The 23,459-nt window shown below is 61.9% G+C and carries 3 protein-coding genes and 1 pseudogene; 3 read left to right on the forward strand and 1 reads right to left on the reverse strand.

Annotated elements, in window-relative coordinates; translation table 11 throughout:
* From sypC to BT119_RS12305, 3 genes and pseudogenes are all read left to right on the forward strand, one after another.
* Positions 1-18,729 (forward strand): annotated as a pseudogene (sypC, locus tag BT119_RS12295) (syringopeptin non-ribosomal peptide synthetase SypC); the annotation flags it as partial.
* A gap of 63 nt (positions 18,730-18,792) precedes the next feature.
* On the forward strand, positions 18,793-19,950 hold the full coding sequence (gene macA, locus BT119_RS12300) for a macrolide transporter subunit MacA (protein ID WP_060707782.1): 1,158 nt from the start codon (positions 18,793-18,795) through the stop codon (positions 19,948-19,950).
* A 2-nt stretch (positions 19,951-19,952) separates the two neighbouring features.
* Positions 19,953-21,914 carry a MacB family efflux pump subunit gene (locus BT119_RS12305; protein ID WP_072365802.1) on the forward strand — a complete coding sequence of 654 codons (1,962 nt, stop codon included), beginning with the start codon at positions 19,953-19,955 and terminating at the stop codon, positions 21,912-21,914.
* 208 nt (positions 21,915-22,122) lie between these two features.
* Here BT119_RS12305 and BT119_RS12310 read toward each other — a convergent pair whose 3' ends face one another.
* Positions 22,123-23,457 carry a diaminobutyrate--2-oxoglutarate transaminase family protein gene (locus BT119_RS12310; RefSeq protein WP_072365804.1) on the reverse strand — a complete coding sequence of 445 codons (1,335 nt, stop codon included), beginning with the start codon at positions 23,455-23,457 and terminating at the stop codon, positions 22,123-22,125.
* Positions 23,458-23,459: the final 2 nt, after the last annotated feature.

Here is a 23,459-nt window from a genome sequence, read left to right on the forward strand (position 1 = left end):
GTCGCCGGTGAAGCGCTGAAACGCAGCCTCGTGGAAAACCTGTTCGAAAAAACCGGCGTGCAGCGCCTGTGCAACCTCTACGGCCCATCCGAAACGACCACCTATTCAAGCTGGGTGGCAATGGATCGTGAAGATGGCTTCGCAGCTCACATCGGCAAGCCGGTCGGCAATACACAGTTTTACCTGCTGGACGAACAGCAACAGCTTGTGCCACTGGGCGTTGCCGGTGAGATCTACCTCGGCGGTGCTGGCGTGGCGCGGGGTTATTTGAACCGTGACGACCTGACTGCCGAGCGCTTCCTCAAAGACCCGTTCAGCCAAAATCCAGTGGCACGCATGTACCGCACCGGCGACCTGGGTCGCTACCTGCCAGACGGCAATATCGAATACCTGGGCCGTAACGACGATCAGGTGAAGATTCGTGGTTTCCGTATCGAACTGGGCGAGATCGATGCGCGTCTGGCCAAGCACCCGGCGGTCCACGAGGCAGTGGTCACTGCCCGCGAAGACATTCCCGGCGAAAAGCGTCTGGTGGCTTATTACACCCTGAGCGCAGGGCAGGCTTCGGTAGACATCGACAGCCTGCGCGGCTGGCTGCAGGAGCAATTGCCGGCCTACATGATCCCGGTGGCCTACGTACGTCTCGATGCACTGCCACTCACCCCGAACGGCAAGCTGGACCGCAAGGCCTTGCCAGCACCTGAAGCCGATGCACTGATCAGCCGTGGTTATGAAGCCCCACTAGGTGAAACCGAAGCGCAGATCGCAGCCATCTGGCAAGACCTGCTGGGCGTTGCCCAGGTCGGCCGTCACGACAACTTCTTCGAGCTGGGCGGTCATTCGCTGCTGGCGGTGAGCCTTATTGGCCGTATGCGCCAGTTGGGTTTGAGCGCTGACGTGCGCGTGCTGTTCGGCCAGCCGACGTTGTCCGCCTTGGCGGCCGCAGTCGGCGGTAACACGGACATCGTGGTGCCAGCCAATCTGATTACCGAGGATTGCCAACGCATTACGCCTGAATTGCTGCCACTGGCCGACCTGACCCAGGCACAGATCGATAAGGTAGTCGATAGCGTGCCGGGCGGCGTGACAAATGTGCAGGACATCTACCCATTGGCGCCGTTGCAGGAAGGCATCCTCTATCACCACCTCAGCGCTGAGCGCGGAGATCCGTATTTGCTGCAATCGCTGTTCGCCTTCGACAGCCAGGAGCATGTCGACGACTTTGCCCGCGCCTTGCAGTTCGTGATCCAGCGCCATGACATTCTGCGCACTGCACTGGTCTGGGAGGGACTGGACGAACCGATGCAAGTGGTCTGGCGTCAGGCGTTGCTGATGCGCGAAAGCTTCGACCCAGATCCGCAAGGCGGCGATGTCGCGACACAGTTGCACCAGCGTTTCGACTCCCGCCGCCACCGTCTGGACATTCGTCGGGCGCCGATGATGCGTCTTGTACATGCCTGGGATGAGTCAAACCAGCGCTGGCTGGGCTGGTTACAGTTCCATCACCTGGTCATGGACCATACAACGCTGGAAGTAGTGCGCCATGAGATGCAGGCCTACCTGCTGGGGCAGGGGGCTCAACTGGGCCTGGCGGCACCCTATCGCAATTATATTGCTCAGGTCCGCCTGGGCATGAGTCAGGAGGAACATGAGGTGTTCTTCCGCGACATGTTGAGCGATGTTGACGAGGCGACGCTGCCGTTTGGTTTGCAGGAGGTGCAAGGTGACGGTCATGACATCGAAGAAGACTTTCTGCCGGTGGATCTGGAGCTCAGCCGTCGTTTGCGGGCCCAGGCCCGTCAACTGGGAGTCAGTGCCGCCAGCCTGGTCCACTTGGCCTGGGCGCAGCTGTTGAGTAAGGCCTCGGGGCGTGACGACGTAGTGTTCGGCACCGTGCTGCTGGGCCGGATGCAAGGTGGCGAAGGCTCGGAGCGAGCGCTGGGCGTGTTTATCAACACCTTGCCGCTACGTGTGGGCCTGGGCGACCAGGGCGTGCGTGACGGGGTCAAGGCCACGCACCGGCGCTTGACCGCATTACTCGGGCATGAACACGCGTCTCTGGCGCTGGCCCAACGTTGCAGTGGCGTGGTCGCACCGGCGCCGTTGTTCAGCGCCTTGCTCAACTATCGCCACACCAGCGTTGCCGTGACCGATGAAACGCTGACGGCCTGGAATGGCATGCAGGCGATAGCACTGGGCGATGAAGAACGCACCAACTATCCACTGACCCTCAACGTCGATGACCGCGGCGAAGACTTCCTGTTGACCGTACAGACCATACCGCTGATCGACGGCGCCCGGATTTGCGCCTACATGCTGCAAACATTGAGCAATCTGGTCAACGCGCTGGAGCAAGCGCCGCAGACACCGTTGCACGCTATTTCGATCCTGCCGGACAGCGAGCGGCAGCAGTTGCTCGAACAGTGGAACGAACCTGGCAATACCTATACGAGCGAGACACCGATTCATCTGCAATTTGAAGCCCGCGCAGCAGAGCGGCCGAATGCCGTGGCGCTGGTGTTCGAAGAGCAGACCCTGAGCTACGGCGAACTCAACGCCCGTGCCAACCAGGTTGCACATCGCCTGCTGGCCCACGGCGTTCGCCCGGATGATCGGGTAGCGATCTGCGTCGAACGCGGCCCGGCGATGATCATTGGCTTGCTGGGTATTCTCAAATCCGGCGCCGGTTACGTGCCACTGGATCCGGCTTATCCGCTGGAGCGCCTGGTCTACATCCTCGGCGACAGTGCGCCGGTCGCGTTGTTGAGCCAGCAGTCAGTGCAGCAGACGTTGCCTGTCTGCGAAGTGCCGCTGATCTATCTCGACGATGCCGACCTGCAGGACGAATCCGTCTGCAATCCGCAAGTACCGGTCAAGCCCGCTGACCTTGCCTACGTCATTTACACCTCCGGCTCCACCGGTCTGCCCAAGGGCGTGATGGTCGAGCATCGCAACGTTGCACGACTGTTCTCGGCCACCGAAGACTGGTTCGGTTTCAATGAACAGGATGTCTGGGCATTGTTCCACTCGTTCGCTTTCGACTTCTCAGTCTGGGAAATCTGGGGCGCACTGCTGCACGGCGGCCGTTTGTTGATCGTGCCGCAACTGGTCAGCCGCTCGCCAGAAGACTTCTACAACCTGCTGTGCAGTGCCGGGGTGACGGTGCTTAACCAGACGCCAAGTGCGTTCCGTCAACTGATTGCTGCCCAGGCTGAAAACACTCAGGCACATTCGCTGCGTCAGGTGATTTTCGGCGGTGAAGCGCTGGAAACGGCGATGCTCAAGCCGTGGTACGCCTGCAGCGTGAACGCTGGCACGCAACTGGTGAACATGTACGGCATCACTGAAACCACAGTGCATGTGACCTATTACCCGTTGCAGCCCGAAGACGCCCAGCGCGTCGGTGCCAGCCCGATCGGCAAGCGCATCCCGGACCTGCAGCTTTACCTGCTCGACGCCCATGGCGAACCCGTGCCGACAGGCGTGATCGGCGAGTTGTACGTGGGCGGTGCCGGTGTTGCTCGTGGCTACCTGAACCGTGAAGCTCTGACGGCAGAGCGTTTCCTCGATAATCCGTTCAGCACTGCACCGGGTGCGCGCCTGTACCGTACCGGCGACCTGGGACGCTGGCTGGCCGATGGCAGCCTTGAATACCTGGGCCGCAACGACGAACAGGTCAAGATTCGTGGCTTCCGTATCGAACTGGGCGAGATCGAAGCGCGTCTGGCTGAATATCCGGACGTCCGCGATGCCGTGGTGCTGTGCCGTGAGGATGTGCCCGGCGACAAGCGCCTGGTGGCCTATGTCACGACACAGCAGCCGGAAAGCCTGCTGGACATCGAAAGCCTGCGCGAGCATCTGCACGGTGCATTGCCGGAGCACATGGTGCCCGCAGCCTACGTGCAACTCGATGAGTTGCCACTGACGGCCAACGGCAAGCTCGACCGCAGGGCTTTGCCGGTGCCCGACCGTTCGGCGGTGGCCAGTCGTGGCTATGCAGCGCCTGAAAACGACACCGAGATGGCCATTGCGCGGATCTGGCAAGACCTGCTGCAACTGGAGCAGGTCGGTCGTCATGACAACTTCTTTGAGCTGGGCGGCCACTCACTGCTGGCCGTCAAACTGATCGAGCGGATGCGCCAGATCGACCTGGTTGCCGACGTGCGCGTGCTGTTCAGTCAGCCGACCTTGTCTGCCCTGGCAGCAGCGGTAGGCGGTAAGGGGGCACTGGAAGTACCCGCCAACCTCATTCCCGCCAACTGCGAGCGCATCACCCCGGACATGCTGCCTCTAACAGTCCTGAGCCAGAATGATATCGACCGTGTGGTGGCAAGCGTACCCGGCGGCCTGGCCAACGTGCAGGACATCTACGCCCTGGCGCCCCTGCAGGAAGGGATTTTGTATCACCACCTTGCTGCGGTCGAAGGTGACCCGTATTTGCAATACGCGTTGTTTGCCTTTGACAGCCTCGAGCGTCTGCAGGGTTTCGCCCAAGCCCTGCAAGGCGTGATCGCACGGCACGATATCCTGCGCACCGCCGTGCTTTGGGAGCGTCTCGACGCCCCGGTGCAGGTGGTCTGGCGTGAAGCACCTCTGGGCCTGGATGAGCTGATACTTGACCCTGCCGATGGCGATATCGCCGAACAACTGCTGGAACGTCTGGACCCTCGCCACACGCGTCTGGACATTCGTCAGGCACCGATGCTACGCATCGGTTATGCACATGACGCAGAGAACGACCGCTGGCTGGGCATGCTGCTGTTCCATCACCTGGTGGACGACGCCACGTCGCTGCGCATTCTCACCAGCGAAATCGAGTCGTACATGCTCGGGCAGCAAGCCTCGCTGCCACCGTCCGTGCCTTACCGCAATTACGTGGCACAAGCCATGCTCGGCGTGAGCCGCGAGGAGCACGAAGCGTTTTTCCGCGACATGCTCGGTGACATTGATGAGCCGACGCTGCCGTTTGGCCTGCAGGACGTGCAGGGCGACGGGCGCGGTATCGAGGAAGCGCGCCTACAGGTCGACATGGACCTGAGCCGCCGCCTGCGCGTGCAGGCCCGTCAGTTCGGGGTCAGCTCCGCCAGCCTGTATCACCTGGCATGGGCTCGTGTTCTGGGCGCCTTGTCAGGCAAAAAGGATGTGGTGTTCGGCACCGTATTGCTCGGCCGCCTGCAAGGTGGTGCCGGGTCTGACCGGGCGCTGGGGATGTTCATCAACACCTTGCCGTTGCGTGTCACGCTGGGCGAGCAGGGCGTGCGCAGCGGTCTGAAGGCTACCCACGCAAGACTCAGCGGGCTGCTTGCCCATGAACACGCCTCGCTGGTACTGGCACAGCGTTGCAGTGGCGTGTCCGCTTCGACGCCGCTGTTCAGCGCTTTGCTCAACTACCGACATCTCGCCGCTGAGGTCAACCAGCAGACACTGGACGCCTGGCAAGGTATCGAAAGCCTGCGTGGCGAAGAACGCACCAACTATCCGCTGACCCTTTCAGTAAACGATGAGGGAACGGGCTTCAGTTTAACGATTCAAGCCAGTGCCAGCATCGACGCGCAACGCGTCTGCGCGTATGTGCAGACCACTCTGGAGAATGTGGTCAGCGCACTGGAGCATTCCGGCGAGATGTCGCTGGCAGGCTTGTCGGTTCTGTCGGCCGCGGAGCGTGAGCATCTGGTGTATGGCTTGAACGCTACCGCGCTGGAATACTCGCAGCAGCAGACCATCCATGGGATGTTCGAGGCACAGGTCGAACGCACGCCTCAGGCGCTCGCTGTGGTCCACGGCGAGCAGCGTCTGACGTATCGCGAGCTTAATGAGCAGGCCAACCGCCTGGCCCATGCCTTGCGCAAGCAGGGCGTTCAGCCGGATTCGCGGGTCGGGATCTGTGTAGAGCGCGGCGTGGAGATGGTCGTCGGGTTGCTGGCGATCCTCAAGGCGGGCGGCGGTTACGTGCCACTGGACCCGGCCTATCCAGCAGAACGAATTGCCTACATGTTGCAGGACAGCGCTCCGGCCGCAGTACTGGCGCAAACCGCGACTCAGGGCTTGCTGGCCGACGAATCAGTACCTGTCATCAATCTTGATCTGAGCGATTGGCAGGACCAATCCGTCCAGAATCCGCAGGTGCCTGAGCTGACCTCGGCGCACTTGGCGTATCTGATCTACACCTCGGGCTCGACCGGCCTGCCGAAAGGCGTGATGATCGAACATCGCAACACCGTGAACTTCCTGACCTGGGCGCACGCGGCTTTTTACGGCTCTGCACTGGAAAAAACGCTGTTCTCCACCTCGCTGAACTTCGATCTTGCGGTCTACGAGTGCTTTGCACCGCTGACCTCGGGTGGCAGCATCGAAATCGTCAAGAATGTGCTTGAACTGCAACACGGCGAGCACGATATCGGCCTGATCAACACCGTACCGTCGGCGCTTAAAGCACTGCTGGACGTTGATGGGTTGCCGGAATCGGTCCATACGGTCAACGTCGCCGGTGAAGCGCTGAAACGCAGCCTCGTGGAAAATCTGTTCGAAAAAACCGGCGTGCAGCGCCTGTGCAACCTCTACGGCCCATCGGAAACCACCACGTACTCAAGCTGGGTGGCGATGAACCGCGAAGACGGCTTCGCAGCGCACATCGGCAAACCAGTGGGCAATACACAGTTTTACCTGCTGGACGAGAAACAGCAGCCTGTTCCACTGGGTGTTAGCGGTGAAATCTACATTGGCGGTGCCGGTGTGGCACGGGGTTATCTGAACCGTGACGACCTGACCGCCGAACGCTTCCTCAAGGACCCGTTCAGCGAACAGCCAGCGGCACGCATGTACCGCACCGGAGACCTGGGGCGCTACCTGCCAGACGGCAATATCGAATACCTGGGTCGTAACGACGATCAGGTGAAGATCCGTGGCTTCCGTATCGAACTGGGCGAGATCGATGCACGACTGGCCAAACACCCGGCCGTCCATGAAGCAGTGGTGGCTGCTCGCGAAGATGTTCCGGGTGACAAGCGTCTGGTGGCTTATTACACCCTGAGCGCAGAGCAGGCTTCGACAGACATCGACAGCCTGCGCGGTTGGCTGCAGGAGCAACTGCCGGCCTACATGATCCCGGTAGCCTATGTGCTGCTCGACGCACTGCCATTGACGCCCAACGGCAAGCTGGACCGCAAGGCCTTGCCAGCACCAGACGCCGATGCACTGATCCGCCGTGGTTACGAAGCCCCCCAAGGCGAAACCGAAACCCTGCTGGCGCAAATCTGGAGCGACCTGCTCCAGGTTGAACGCGTCAGCCGTCACGACCAGTTCTTCGAGCTGGGCGGTCACTCCTTGTTGGCGATGCGCCTGATTTCGCAAATTCGTCAACAACTGGGCGTCGAACTGAGCCTGGCCGCGCTGTTTGCCCACCCCGAACTGAGCACACTGGCACTGGCCATCGCCCAGGCCGGACGCAGCATCCTGCCGGATATCGTACCGGTGGCACGCGATCAGGCCTGGCCATTGTCGTTCGGCCAGCAACGCCTGTGGTTCCTCGCCCAGATGGAAGGTGCCAGTGCGGCCTACCACATGCCTGTCGGCCTGAGCCTGCGGGGCGAACTGGATCGCGCGGCGATGCAACGAGCGCTGGAGCGTATCGTGGCGCGCCACGAGGGTCTGCGCACCACCTTCATTCAGGGCGATGACGAACAACCATTGCAACGGATCAGCCCGGCGGATGCCGGCTTCAACCTGCAACTGCACGATCTGCAAGGGCTGGTGGATGCCAAAGAGAAGCTTCAGGCACTGGCCAGTGAGGAGTCGCTGCAAAGCTTCGATCTGGAACAGGGCCCATTGATCCGAGGCCGCCTGATCCGTATGGCCGAGGACCATCACGTCCTGTTGCTGACCATGCACCACATCGTTTCCGATGGCTGGTCAATTGGCGTGCTGACCCGTGAACTGGCGGCGCTCTACGCGGCATTCAGTCAGGGCCAGGACGACCCGTTGGCGCCACTGGCGCTGCAATATCTGGACTACGCGGTGTGGCAGCGTCGCTGGCTGAGCGGCGATCTGCTGCAGCAACAAAGCGACTACTGGCAGCAAACCCTGGCAGACGCTCCGGCGCTGCTGATGTTGCCCACCGACCGTGTGCGTCCGGCACAGCAGGACTATACCGGCGCGGTGCTGCCCATCGTGCTCGACGAAGACCTGACTCGCGGCCTCAAGGCATTGAGCCAACGTCACGGCAGCACCCTGTTCATGACCCTCATGGCCGCCTGGGCTACACTGCTGGGGCGGCTGTCCGGCCAGGACGACGTGGTCATCGGCACGCCAGTGGCCAACCGCACACGCAGCGAAGCCGAAGGATTGGTGGGCCTGTTCGTCAATACCCTGGCGATCCGCGTCGACCTCAGCGACAAGCCCACGGCAGAAACGCTGCTGGCGCAGGTCAAGACCAACACGTTAGGCGCCCAGGACCATCAGGACCTGCCGTTCGAGCAGGTGGTGGAAGTGATCAAGCCGGTGCGCAGCCTGTCGCACAGCCCGGTGTTCCAGGCCATGCTCAGCTGGCAGGACATGGGCGGTGGGGATTTCGCCCTTGGCGATCTGCAACTGGAAAGCCTGAGCGCGGGCCATACGCTGTCCAAGTTCGATCTCTCGCTGGACATCGGCGAAGCCCAGGGTCAGTTGTTCGGTTCGCTGGAATACGCCACTGCGTTGTTCGATGAAGGCACCATCGCCCGCTATCTGGGCTACCTGCAGCGTTTGCTGCACGCCATGGTCGCCGATGACCGCCAGGTGCTGGAACACGTACCACTGCTCGATACGGCGGAGCGCAAGCATCTGCTGGTCGACCTTAACGCTACCGACGTGCCTTACCCGCAAGATCGCACGATTCATCAGCTGTTCGAGGAAAAGGTCCAGGCACAGCCCGACGCCATCGCCGTGGCCTTCCAGGCGCAGCGCTTGAGCTATGCCGAACTGAACCGCCAGGCCAATCGTCTCGCTCACCACCTGATCAGCCTGGGCATCGGTCCGGATGATCGAGTGGCGATCTGCGTCGAACGCGGAGTGAAAATGATCGTCGGGCTGCTCGGTGTACTCAAAGCCGGTGCCGCCTACGTACCGCTGGACCCGGCTTACCCGGCCGAGCGCCTGGCCTACATGATCAACGACAGCCAGCCGGCGGCGTTGCTCACCCAGCGCGGCTTGCAGGAGCGTTTGCCCGCACTGTCGATGCCGCTGGTATTGCTCGACGACGAGCATTGCCAGGGCTTCGCCGAGTGCGATGACAACCCGGTCGTACCGACCCTCGGCGTGCGCAACCTGGCGTATGTGATCTACACCTCGGGTTCCACGGGCAATCCGAAGGGCGTGATGATCGAACACCGAGGCCTGGTCAACTACAGCGTCGATGCGGCGCGGCTGTTTGGCCTGTCCCAGAGCGACACGGTGCTGCAACAAAACACCCTTAACTTCGACCTGTCGGTGGAGGAGATCTTCCCGGCACTCCTGGCCGGTGCCACTCTGGCGCCAAGCCGCGAGATATTCGGCAGTGAGGGCACTGAAAATCACGGCATTTACCCGACCGTCCTGCACTTGACCGCCGCTCACTGGCACACCCTGGTCGCCGAATGGCACAACCAGCCGCAGGCTGCTGAACAGCGCCTGGCCGAGGTGCGCCTGATCAACGTCACAGGTGACGCATTGTCGGCACAGAAACTCAAACTCTGGGATGAGGTGCGCCCGGCACACACTCGCCTGATCAACACTTACGGGCCGACCGAAGCGACGGTGTCCTGCACCGCGGCCTACGTCAGTCACGACGCTGCGGTCGGCAGCGAAGGCAGCGGCAACGCGACCATCGGCAAGCCGATGGCCAACACCCGCATCTACCTGCTCGATGCCCATCAGCAGCCGGTGCCATACGGCGTGGCCGGTGAGATTTTCATCGGTGGCGACGGCGTGGCACGCGGTTACCTGAACCTTGCAGAAGTCAACGCCGAGCGCTTCCTCGCTGATCCGTTCAGCAACAGCCATGATGCCCGGATGTACAAGACCGGTGACCTGGCACGCTACATGGCCGACGGCCGTATCGAATACCTGGGCCGTAATGACTTCCAGGTCAAAGTGCGCGGTTTCCGTATCGAACTGGGCGAAATCGAAGCGCGTCTCGGTAGCTGCAAAGGGGTCAAGGAAGCGGTGGTGATCGCTCGGGAAGACAATCCCGGCGAAAAACGCCTCGTGGCCTACGTGATCGCCCAGCCACAAACAAACCTGGATGCCGCCAGACTGCGCGCCGAACTGGCGCCGCAACTGGCCGAGTACATGCTGCCAAGTGCGTTCGTGCTGCTTGATGCACTGCCGCTGACACCGAATCGCAAACTCGATCGCAAGGCCTTGCCCGCTCCAGCGGACAACGCCTTTGCCAGTCGCGAACATGTCGCCCCGCAAGGCACCAGCGAAAAAGCCCTGGCGCAGATCTGGCAGAACCTGCTCAACCTGGAAGCAGTAGGGCGTCATGACCACTTCTTCGAACTGGGCGGGCACTCGCTGCTGGCAATGCGCCTGATTTCTCAGGTGCGTCAGCGCATGGGCGTCGAGCTGAGCCTGGCGGACATCTTCGCCCAGCCGGAACTCGCGGCGCTGGCTCAGGTAGTGGCACACGCTGCCGGCAGCAGCCAGCAGCCCATCGTGCCGGTATCCCGCGATCAGTCCTTGCCGCTGTCGTTTGCCCAGCAACGCCTGTGGTTCCTCGCACAGCTGGACGGCGGCAGTGCGGCTTATCACATTCCAGCCGGTCTGCGTCTGCGCGGCAGGCTCGATCAAGACGCACTGAAGCGCGCGCTGGACCGTATCGTTGCGCGCCATGAGGCATTGCGCACAACCTTTGTCCAGGAACAGGACCAGGATCCGCTGCAGCGCATCGCTCCATCCGATATCGGCTTCAACTTGCAACTGCAGATGCTGACCGGGCAGGGCGACGCGGAACAACAACTGCTCGCCATCGCCGCAGAAGAGGCCGAAGAGGGCTTTGATCTGCTCAACGGCCCACTGGTGCGTGGACGTCTGGTATGCCTGGCCGATGATGACCATGTCTTGCTGGTGACCATGCACCACATCGTCTCTGACGGCTGGTCCGCTGGCGTGTTGACCCGTGAACTGGGCGTGCTCTATGCAGCGTTCAGCCAAGGCGCCGAGGATCCGTTGCCAGCATTGCCCGTGCAATACGCCGATTACGCGCTGTGGCAGCGCAACTGGCTGAGCGGCGACGTGCTGCAGCAACAGCGCCAGTACTGGCAGCAGACTCTGGCCGGCGCGCCGGCCTTGCTGACCTTGCCGAGCGACCGGCCACGCCCGGCGCAACAGGACTACAGCGGCCAGTTGCTCGGCCTGGTCCTCGACGCTGACCTGACGCGTGGCCTCAAGGCGCTGAGCCAGCGGCATGGCAGCAGCCTGTTCATGACGGTCATGGCCGCATGGGCTGCGTTGCTGGGACGTCTGGCCGGTCAGGACGACGTGGTCATCGGTACGCCGGTGGCCAACCGCCTGCGTACCGAGGTGGAGGACCTGATCGGGTTCTTCGTCAACACCCTGGCCGTGCGCGTCGACCTCTCGGGGACACCGAGCGTCCAAAGCCTGTTGCAGCAGGTCAAACAGCAGACCCTGGCCGCCCAGGCGAATCAGGACCTGCCGTTCGAACAGGTGGTTGAGGTGGTTCGCCCACAACGCAGCCTGTCCCACAGCCCGATTTTCCAGGCCATGTTGTCGTGGCAGAACAACGAAGCATCCGATCTGGCGCTTGGCGACATGAGCCTGCAGGGCGTCGCAGTGGCTGGCCATACGGCCAAGTTCGACCTGACGCTGGACATGACCGAGGTTGGCGATCAACTGATCGGCACGCTGGAATATGCCACGGCACTGTTCGACGAAAGCACCCTGCAGCGTTACATGGGCTACTTCCAGCGCTTGCTGGAAGCCATGGTCGCCGACGACCGCCAGTTGCTGGAGCAGGTGCCGTTGCTCGATAAGGCGGAGCGCCAGCATCTGCTGGTCGACCTTAATGCTACCGATGTGCCTTACCCGCAAGACTGCACGATTCACCATCTGTTCGAAGAAAAGGTCCAGGTACAGCCCGACGCTATCGCCGTGGTCCACGAGGCGCAGCGCCTGAGCTATGCCGAATTGAACCGTCAGGCCAACCGTCTGGCTCATCACCTGATCGGCCTGGGCATCGGCCCGGACGACCGGGTGGCGATCTGCGTCGAGCGCGGTGTGGAAATGATGGTCGGCCTGCTCGGTGTGCTCAAGGCAGGGGCGGCTTATGTACCGCTGGACCCTGCCTATCCGGCCGAGCGACTGGCTTACATGATCACCGACAGCCAGCCAGCGGCGTTGCTGACCCAGCGTGATCTGCGCAAGCGCTTGCCGACCCTGACCTTGCCACTGGTGTTGCTCGACGATGATCAGCGCGCCACCTTTACCGAGCGTGACGACAACCCGGTGGTGGAAGCCCTAAGCGTGCGCAACCTGGCGTATGTGATCTACACCTCGGGCTCCACGGGCAATCCGAAGGGCGTGATGATCGAACATCGCGGCCTGGTCAACTACAGCGTCGATGCGGCGCGGCTTTTTGGCCTGGCGCCAACCGACACCGTGCTGCAACAGAACACCCTGAACTTCGACCTGTCGGTGGAGGAAATCTTCCCGGCCTTGCTGGCGGGTGCCACCCTGGCTCCGAGCCGCGAGATCTTCGGCAACGAAGGTCTTGAAACTCACGGCATTCATCCGACGGTCCTGCACTTGACCGCCGCGCACTGGCACACGCTGGTGGCCGAGTGGCACAACCAGCCTCAGGCTGCCGAACAACGCTTGGCCGAGGTGCGCCTGATCAACGTCACGGGCGATGCGCTGTCGGCGCAGAAGCTCAAGCTCTGGGACGAGGTGCGCCCGGCGCATACTCGCCTGATCAACACCTATGGTCCGACCGAGGCAACCGTTTCTTGCACCGCGGCTTATGTCAGCCATGATGCTGTGGCCGGCAGCGAAGGCAGTGGCAACGCGACCATCGGCAAACCGATGGCCAACACCCGCATCTACCTGCTTGATGCCCATCAGCAGCCCGTGCCCTATGGCGTGGCTGGTGAGATCTTCATCGGTGGCGATGGCGTGGCACGCGGCTACCTGAACCTTGCCGAGGTCAACGCCGAGCGTTTCCTCGCGGATCCGTTCAGCAGCAGCCCTGATGCCAGGATGTACAAAACCGGCGATTTGGCACGCTACATGGCTGACGGCCGCATTGAATATCTGGGGCGTAACGATTTCCAGGTCAAGGTGCGCGGTTTCCGTATCGAACTGGGCGAAATCGAAGCCCGCCTGGGCAATTGCGCCGGGGTCAAGGAAGCGGTGGTGATCGCTCGGGAAGACACTCCTGGTGAAAAACGTCTTGTGGCCTACGTGATTGCACAGCCACAAGCGAACCTGGATGCCGCCAGTCTGCGCGCCGAACTGGCACCGCAACTGGCCGAGTACATGCTGCCGAGCGCGTTTGTGCTGCTTGATGCACTGCCGTTGACGCCGAACCGCAAGCTCGACCGCAAGGCGTTGCCGGCTCCGCAAGCCGATGCCTTTGCCAGCCGCGAACACGTGGCGCCGCAAGGGGCCACAGAGCTGGCGCTGGCCCAGATCTGGCAGAACCTGCTCGATCTGGAACAGGTGGGCCGTCACGACCAGTTCTTTGAACTGGGCGGGCACTCGCTGCTGGCGATGCGTCTGATTTCCCAGGTGCGCCAGCAGTTGAGCGTCGAGCTGGGCCTGGCGGATATCTTTGCCCAGCCGGAACTGGCCGCCATGGCACGCATACTCGCCGACGCCAAAGGCAGCAGCCAGCCGCCTATCGTGCCGGTGTCCCGTGATCAGGCCTTGCCGCTGTCGTTTGCTCAGCAGCGTCTGTGGTTCCTCGCGCAGCTGGAAGGCGGCAGCGCGGCTTACCATATTCCGGCAGGGCTGCGTCTGCGTGGCACTCTGGATAACCCTGCGCTGGAGCGAGCGCTGGACCGTATCGTCGCCCGCCACGAAGTGCTGCGTACGACCTTTGTGCAAAAGCAGGACCAGGATCCGGTTCAGCGCATCGCTCCTGCCGATATTGGTTTCAGCCTGCAACTGCAGGTGTTGACCGGGCAGGCGGATGCTGAACAGCAACTGCTCGCCATCACCGCTGCAGAGGCCAACGAGGGCTTCGATCTGCTCAACGGTCCGCTGGTACGGGGACGCCTGGTGCGCATGGCCGAGGACGATCATGTGTTGCTGGTGACGATGCACCATATCGTCTCCGACGGCTGGTCCGCGGATGTGCTGACCCGCGAGCTGAGTGCGCTCTATGCGGCGTTCAGTGCCGGTGCCGAGGATCCGTTGCCCGCTTTGCCGGTGCAATACGCCGACTATGCCGTGTGGCAGCGCAACTGGCTGAGCGGCGAAGTGCTGCAGCAACAGCGTCAGTACTGGCAGGAGACCCTGGGTGGCGCGCCAGCCTTGCTGACCTTGCCGACCGACCGGCCACGCCCGGCACAACAGGACTACAGCGGCAACGTTCGCGGCCTGGTGCTTGATGCAGAGCTGACCAGCGGCCTCAAGGCCCTGAGCCAGCGACATGGCAGCACCCTGTTCATGACCGTAATGGTCGCATGGGCCTCGCTGCTGGGGCGTCTGGCCGGCCAGGACGATGTGGTGATCGGTACACCGGTGGCCAACCGCCTGCGTGCCGAAGTGGAGGACCTGATCGGGTTCTTCGTCAATACCCTGGCGATACGCGTCGATCTGTCCGGCGCACCCAGCGTCGAAGCGTTGATGCAGCAGGTCAAGCGTCAGACGCTGGCAGCGCAGACCCATCAGGACCTGTCGTTCGAACAGGTGGTCGAGGTGGTTCGTCCGCAACGCAGCCTGTCCCACAGCCCGATCTTCCAGGCCATGCTGTCCTGGCAGAACAACGAAACGTCCGACCTGTCGCTCGGCAGCATGAACCTGCAAGGCGTAGCGGTAAACGACCACACGGCGAAGTTCGATCTGGTGCTGGACATGACCGAGGTCGGCGATCAGTTGATCGGCACGCTGGAATACGCCACGGCGCTGTTCGACGAAAGCACCATGGACCGTTACCTGGGCTATTTCCAGCGCCTGCTGGAAGCTATGGTCGCCAATGAACAACACATACTGGAACACGTTCCATTGGTGGATGCAGTCGAGCGTCAGTATCTGTTGACCGGTCTTAATGCAACCGACCGCGCTTACCCTGAGGGTCAGTTGATGCATCGCCTTTTCGAGGCGCATGCAGCGTCTCGACCTCAGGCGCTTGCGGCCCGTCAGGGTGAGCAGACGCTGACCTACGCCGAACTCGACAGCCGCGCCAACGCCCTGGCTCAGCACTTGCGCCAACACGGCGTGCACGCGGGAACCCGAGTGGCGATCCTGCTGGATCGTTCGGTGGAACTGTTGACCAGTATGCTGGCCACGCTCAAGTGCGGCGCGGCTTACCTGGCGCTGGATCGCCTGGCTCCCGAAGAGCGTCTGCGCTTCATGCTCGAGGACAGCGAAGCAACCCTGTTGCTGACCCGCAGCGAACTGACGGCACCTGACCTGATACAGAGACTCGATCTGGACACCCTGGATCTATCAGCGTTGAGCCAAGGGCCAGTCGTGCTTGCAGATGAAGCTGCAGGCGAGACCCCGGCGTGCATCATCTACACCTCCGGCTCCACCGGCCTGCCCAAGGGCGTGATCGTGACCCACAACGGCATTGTGCGGCTGGTGCGGGACAACTACGACTTCCGTGCCGATGACCGCGTGGCGTTTTCTTCCAACCCGGCGTTCGACGCCAGTAGCCCGGAGATCTGGGGTGCCTTGCTCAATGGCGGCCAGTCGATAATCGTCGAGCCTTCCGTGTTGCTTGAGCCGGCGGCCTTTGCGGCCTTGCTCAAACGCCATGCGGTGACGGTGATGTTCAGTTCGACCGCGTTGTTCAACCTGTATGCCGGGTTGATTCCCGAAGCTTTGGCAGGCTTGCGCATGCTGGAGTGCGGTGGCGAACGGGCGGATCCGGCGTCGTTCCGCCGGGTACGGGAGCACTCGTCTCAAGTGCGCCTGTTCAACGGCTACGGCCCGACCGAGGGCACCACGTGCGCCACTCGTTACGAAGTGTTTGATGTGCAGCCGGGAACCCTGAGCCTGCCGATCGGCAAACCCAACGCCAACGTGCGCATCTATCTGCTCGACGCGTGCGGCGAGCCGGTGCCGATGGGCAGCGTCGGCGAGATATACATCGGCGGGGTCGGGGTCGCGCTTGGCTACCTGAATCGCCCGGAACTGACCGCCGAACGCTTCAGCGACGATCCGTTCAGTCAGCAGGCGGGCGCGCGTCTCTATCGCACCGGCGACCTGGCGCGCTGGTTGCCGGACGGCAACCTCGAATACCTGGCGCGCAATGATGGCCAGGTGAAGGTCCGCGGCTTCCGTGTGGAGCTCGGGGAAGTCGAAAGCAGCCTGCATGGGTGCGATGGCGTGCGTAACTCCGTGGTAGTGGCTCGCGAAGACAGCCCGGGCGACACGCGTCTGGTGGCTTACTACACCGTGCACGCTGACGTTGAAGCACCCGAGCCGGAGGCTCTGCGTGCACAACTGAGCGCCAGCTTGCCGGAATACATGGTCCCGAGCGTATTCATCTGCCTGCCAGACTTGCCGCTGACGCTCAATGGCAAGGTGGATGTCCAGGCACTGCCAACGCCGACAGCGGATCAGTTCGTGAGCCGAACGTTTGAAGCCCCGGCAGGGGAGTTGGAGATTCGTCTGGCGAAAGCCTGGGCGGAAGTACTTGAATTGCAACAGGTGGGACGTCATGACAGCTTCTTCAATCTCGGCGGTCACTCGCTGATGGCGGTACGACTGGTCAACCAACTGGTACAGAGTGGCTTGCCGGTGTCTCTGGCCGACGTTTTCCAGCACGCCAGCGTGGCGGCCCTGGCCAGCCTGCTGGGCAGCCGCAACGAAGAGGTTGCAGCGCAGCTTCATGAGCAACTGGTGCCGGTGCGCACCACCGGCAACCAGCGTCCGCTGTTCCTGGTCCACGAGTTCACCGGCCAGGATGTGCACTTCGCGGCGCTGGCGGTACACATCGACAGCGACATTCCGGTCTACGGGTTGAGCGGCATCCCGCTCGGTCAGGAACAGTTGCTGACCATGGAATGCCTGGCAACGCGCTTGTTGGGTGCGATGCGCAGCGTGCAGCCGCACGGACCTTATCGCCTGGCGGGCTGGTCGTTCGGAGGGCTTCTGACCTACGAAATCGCCATCCAGCTGGAGGGCATGGACGAGGAGGTGGAGTTTATCGGCATGCTCGACACCTACATGCCGCGCCTGGTGGATCAGGGTCGCGAGCGTTGGGACCTGCAGACCGCCCACCGTCAGCACTTGCTGGAACACTGCGAGCAGTTCTGGAAAGCCCGAGGCGAATGCGCGCAGGCTCTGGAAGCCCTGGAACGAGTGCGTGCAAACCGGCAGGCCTTTGATTTCGCCGGGCTTCTGCAGCACTGCCGTGAGCAGGGCGCGCTGCCGCCGGAGCTGGACATCTACACGAACGAGGGTCTTTGCCAGTACCTCGACCGAGAGGTGGCTCACGGTCATGCGCAGGCCAATTACACGGTTTACCCCAACAGCGTGCCGCTGCACCTGTTCACTGCCAGTGAGTGGGAACCCAACTCGCAGAAACACAGCGGTTACCTGGGTTGGGATAGCGTACTGCCCGTCAGTCAGTTGCGCAGTATCAAGGTCGCGGGCGATCACTTGAGCATGATGAAGCCACCACATATCGAGGGCCTGGGTCAGGCGATCAGCCAGGCGTTGACTGATCTGCCCGATCGGCCACGGGGGGCTGACAACGCCCACCGGCCGTTGCTGACGATTCAGGGCGGACGCCGCGATCATGCGCCCGTGTTCTGTGTCCCGGGGGCAGGGGACAGTGTGACCGGTTTCATCGGCCTGGCCGAGGCACTGGGCCCGCACTGGCCGATCCACGGGCTGCAACCGCGCGGGCTGGATGGCCGCACGGTGCCTTACAGTCTGGTGGAAACCGCCGCCGAAGCGTATCTGCAAGCACTCGACAGTACTCACCCCGAGGGGCCGGTGCATCTGCTCGGTCATTCGTTCGGCGGCTGGGTGGCCTTTGAAATGGCCCAGCGCCTGACGGAACGTGGCCGTGAAGTGGCTTCGCTGACACTGATCGACAGTGAGTCACCGGGCGGCAACGGCGTGGTGGGCAAACCTTACACCGCGATAGGCGTACTGGAGCGTTTGATCGAGACCATGGAACTGGCTGCGGGCAAGTCGCTGGGCATCGATCGTGCGGCCTTCCGGACCCAGGACGATGTCGGTCAGATGCGCTTGTTACATGCCGGGATGGTGCGGGCAGGGATGTTGCCGCAGCGTTCTTCGCCGGACGCGATGCGCGGGCCTGCGCGGGCTTTCGGTACGGCGTTGCGCACACGTTATCAACCGTCGCAGATCTACTCCGGGCCGGTGCGTCTGGTGCTGGCCGATGACCCAGTGCTGGATGCGGCGGGCAATCAGCGCGAACAGCAGGCGATGGTCAGCGGCTGGCGCCAGTGTGCTCCGGATCTCACTGTCTGGCGTGGGCCGGGCAACCATTTCACCATTCTCAAGGCGCAGCATGTACAGCATCTGGCGAACTGGTGGCTACCCCGTCAATAACGCCGTTTCTTCAAGCCCGGCGGTCTATCGCCGGGTCAATTCTCAACACATTCGTGGCTTTCTATGAAAAAGTTGAAGTTTCGCAAAGTGCTCATCGTTGTCGTGCTGCTGGTTCTGGCAGCGGGTATTGCCTACAGCGTCCAGTCTCCGGAAAAGGCTCCGGAGTACCTGACCGCCAAGGTCGAACGCACCGACATCGAAAACTCGGTGCTGGCCAGCGGTGTGCTGCAAGGCATCAAGCAGGTTGACGTCGGCTCGCAGGTCTCGGGCCAGCTCAAGTCCCTGAAGGTCAATCTGGGCGACAAGGTCAAACAAGGTCAGTGGCTGGCGGAAATCGATCCCGTGGTGCTGCAGAACACTCTGCGCCAGTCGCAGGTCAACGAACAGAACCTGATCGCCCAGAAAGACGCGGCCGTGGCGCAGCTCAAGGACGCCAAAGCCATTTACCAACGCTACAAGCAATTACGTGCGGATGACGCAATCTCGCAAAAGGACTTCGATACGGCGCAATCGGATTTCGAGGTCCGGAGTGCCAACCTGCGGTCGCTGGAGGCACAGGTGCGCGACGCAAGAATTCAGATCGAGACCGCCAGGATCAACCTGGGCTATACCCGTATCGTCGCGCCGATCAGCGGTGATGTGGTGGGTATCGTGACGCAGGAAGGTCAGACTGTGATCGCCAGCCAACTGACACCGGTGATTCTCAAGTTGGCGGATCTGGACACCATGACTGTCAAGGCACAGGTCTCCGAGGCCGACGTGATTCATATCACCCCCGGGCAAGAGGTGTATTTCACCATTCTCGGCGATGCCGAAAAACGCTATTACGCCAAGCTGAAGGGCACGGAGCCAGCACCGCAAAACTTCCTGGATGCACAATCCAGCACCGCCAGCAAGCCGAACAGTGCGGTGTTCTACAACGCATTGTTCGACGTCCCCAACCCTGATCACCGTCTGCGTATTTCGATGACCGCCCAAGTGCATATCGTGCGTGAAAAGGCCAAGGACGTATTGACTGTGCCTGTTGCGGCCCTGGGCGACAAGAACGGCGACGGCAGCTTCCCGGTACGCGTGGTGGACGCGCAGGGCCAGGCCCAGAGCCGCAATGTGCAGACCGGCATCAACAACAACGTGCGGGTCGAGATCAAGAGCGGCCTTGCCGAGGGTGACCAGGTGGTGATCGGTGAACCGTCCGCCACACCAGCGACAGCGGGGGCCTGACCATGAGTCGAGCTCTTCTGGAACTCAAGGGTGTCACCCGGCGTTTCGTCGCCGGCGAGAAGGACTTCATCGCGCTCAATGACATCAACCTCACGATCAATGCCGGCGAACTGGTTGCCATTACCGGGGCCTCGGGCTCCGGCAAGTCAACGCTGATGAACGTGCTGGGTTGTCTGGACCACGCCAACAGCGGGAGCTACAAGGTCGACGGGCGTGAAACCGGTACGCTGACCGATGATGAGCTGGCAGAGCTGCGCCGCGATCACTTCGGTTTCATTTTTCAGCGTTATCACCTGTTGCCGCACCTGGCGGCGATCCAGAATGTCGAAATGCCGGCCATCTACGCAGGCACCAGTAAAAGCATGCGTGTGGAACGCGCGCAGAAGCTGCTTGAGCGCCTGGGACTGTCCGGGCATCTGGAGCACAGGCCAAGCCAGTTGTCAGGCGGCCAGCAGCAGCGGGTGAGTATCGCCCGGGCCTTGATGAACGGCGGTGAGATCATTCTGGCCGACGAACCCACCGGAGCCCTCGACAGTGTGAGCGGCAAGGAGGTGATGAACATCCTCCTTGAGCTCAACAGTGCCGGGCACACGGTGATCCTGGTAACCCACGACGAGAAGGTTGCGGCGCACGCCGAGCGCATCATCGAAATGCGTGATGGCGAGATCATCGCCGACCGGGTCAACACTGACCGTCCGATCATCAACGAAAAAACCACCGAGCGCCTGCCGAGCAAACCCAGGCAGGGCAACCGGCTGATGGCCAACATCGGCCTGTTCCAGGAGGCCTTCGTCATGGCGTGGGTGGCGCTGATATCGCACCGCATGCGCACGCTGCTGACCATGCTCGGGATCATCATCGGCATCACCTCGGTGGTGTCGATCGTTGCGATCGGCGAAGGGGCCAAGCGCTATGTGCTCAAGGACATCCAGGCCATCGGCAGCAATACCATAGAGGTATTCCCCGGCAGTGACTTTGGCGACACCAAGTCTATGGATATCCAGACTCTGGCGCTGTCCGATGTGACGGCGTTGAGCAGTGAGTACTACATCGACAGCGCCACACCGAATATCGGCCGCAACCTGCTGGTGCGCTACCGCAACATCGACGTCTCGGCGACGGTGAGCGGGGTCAGCCCGAGTTACTTCCAGGTGCGTGGCACCAAAATGGGCTTGGGGGTGGGGTTCAACAAGGATGACGCCCGGCGGCAGGCACAGGTGGTAGTAATCGATCACAACACGCGGATTCGCCTGTTCGGTCCCAAGGTCGATCCGCTGGGCCAGGTGATTCTGGTGGGTAACCTGCCGTGCACAGTGATCGGCGTGACCGAGAACAAGAAAAACATCTTCGACACCAGCAAGAACCTGAATATCTGGATGCCCTACGAAACCGCCTCCGGACGCCTTCTGGGTCAGACCTACCTGGACGGCATCACCGTGCGGGTCAAGGACGGACAGCCAAGCAAGGTGGTCGAGGACAACGTGAACAAGCTGTTGCAAAAGCGTCACGGGACCAAGGACTTCTTCACCTACAACCTCGACAGCGTGATGCAAACGGTGCAGAAGACCAGCCAGTCGCTGGCCCTGTTACTGTCGTTGATTGCGGTGATCTCGCTGGCGGTCGGCGGTATCGGGGTGATGAACATCATGCTGGTGTCGGTCACGGAACGGACGCGCGAGATTGGCATTCGCATGGCAGTCGGGGCACGCCAGGCGGATATCCGTCAGCAGTTTCTGGTGGAGGCGGTGATGGTCTGCCTGATTGGCGGGGTCATCGGCATCGGCCTGTCGTTCGTGATCGGCTATGTGTTTTCACTGCTGGTCAAGGAATGGCAGATGGTGTTCTCCGTGAGCTCGATTGTCACTGCGTTCATCTGCTCGACATTGATCGGCATCGTGTTCGGCTTCGTACCCGCACGTAACGCGGCACAGCTCGATCCGATCGAAGCGCTGGCACGGGATTGACAGGGGGATTGCAGGACAAGGATGTCCTGCCCGTTGGAAAAGGGCGTACGACCGCGCATTGAAAAGTGCCTGCGGGCGGAGTCAGAAAGATCGGCGTATGAGGTCGGCGCAGGAAGCTTAAGGGCAGGGATCCTGCTCGCAAGAGGCTGGTGCAGGCAACGAATGTCTGTCGTCTGCGTCAGCCTCCCGAGCAAGCTTTTGCGAGGCTTCAGCCTACCGCACTGACGCTGGAAACCCGTGCGGCGCTGCTGCTCCTGAGGGCCTGTTCGAAGCGGTCGAGAACTGTACCTACTTCCGACTCGGTAATGTTCAAAGGTGGCAGGAAGCGCAGGACTGCGCTGCTGCGTCCACCCGTTTCGATGATCATGCCGTTGTCGAAGCACTCCAGCTTGATCGCCCGCGCACGTGCGCCATCGCCAGCCCCAGGACGAGATCCGCTGGCCGGCTTGACGATCTCCACGCCCAGCATCAGCCCACGGCCACGAACATCGCCGATAAACGGGAACTGTCGGGCGATATCTTCCAGCCCGCTTTGCAACTGCTCCCCCCGGCGCGAGGCATTGCCTGCCAGGTCGTGCTCCTTGATATGACGCATGGTCGCAGCTCCGGCCACCATCGCCACCTGATTGCCACGGAATGTGCCTGCGTGCATACCCGGGCCCCATGTATCCAAGTGCTCGGCATAGACGATCACTGATATTGGGTAGCCACCACCGATGGCCTTGGACAGCACCAGAATATCCGGCGTTATCCCGGAATGTTCGATGGCAAACAGGTTGCCCGTACGTCCGAGTCCGGTCTGCACTTCATCAATAATCAGCAAGATGCCGAACTCGCGGGTGATCTCCCGCACGGCGCGCAGCCACTCGGCCGATGCCGCGATACAGCCGCCTTCGCCTTGAATCACTTCGACCACCACCGCCGCCGGTTTGGGCACGCCGCTTTCCGGATCACTGAGTACCGTGCGGATGTACTCGATGGAGAGGCGGTCGGTATGTTCGCCATCGGTGCCGAACGGGCAGCGGAAGCGATAGGGGAAGGGCAGGAAGTGGGTGCCCTGGGCCAGCAGGCCGGCTTTGGGGTTGAGGTTGCCCATGGCCGACAATGCGCCAGCGGTCATGCCATGGTAACCACCGTGGAAGGACATCAGCGGCGAGCGCTGGGTGTAATGGCGGGCCAGTTTGATTGCGGCTTCGACCGCGTCTGAGCCACTGGGGCCGCAGAACAGGATTTTGCTGTTGTCACGCATGCTGACGGGCAACGTCGCGAACAGTTCTTCTACGAAGGCGTGCTTGGCCGGTGTGGCCAGGTCAAGGGCCTGCTGCAGATGATCACTGTTGAGAAATTCGATCACCGCCTCGCGGACCACCGGTGGGTTATGACCCAGTGCCAGCGTGCCAGCGTTCGACAGGCAGTCGAGGTACTCCCGGCCGTTGGCGTCCTTGACTCGCATGCCTTTGCCGCTGACAAACAGTTGCTGGAAGGTCGCTGCATAGGTGCGCGCATTCGACTCCAGTTTCTTGAGATTGCTTAACTCTTCCATAG

The sequence above is a fragment of the Pseudomonas sp. NFACC10-1 genome (genome assembly GCF_900119195.1).
Taxonomy (GTDB): Bacteria; Pseudomonadota; Gammaproteobacteria; order Pseudomonadales; family Pseudomonadaceae; genus Aquipseudomonas; species Aquipseudomonas cerasi.

Bases quoted from the DNA above. Each gene is read 5' to 3' on its own strand.
- macA (WP_060707782.1), top strand. From the start codon at position 18,793: ATGAAAAAGTTGAAGTTTCGCAAAGTGCTCATCGTTGTCGTGCTGCTG.
- BT119_RS12305 (WP_072365802.1), top strand. From the start codon at position 19,953: ATGAGTCGAGCTCTTCTGGAACTCAAGGGTGTCACCCGGCGTTTCGTC.
- BT119_RS12310 (WP_072365804.1), bottom strand. From the start codon at position 23,457: ATGGAAGAGTTAAGCAATCTCAAGAAACTGGAGTCGAATGCGCGCACC.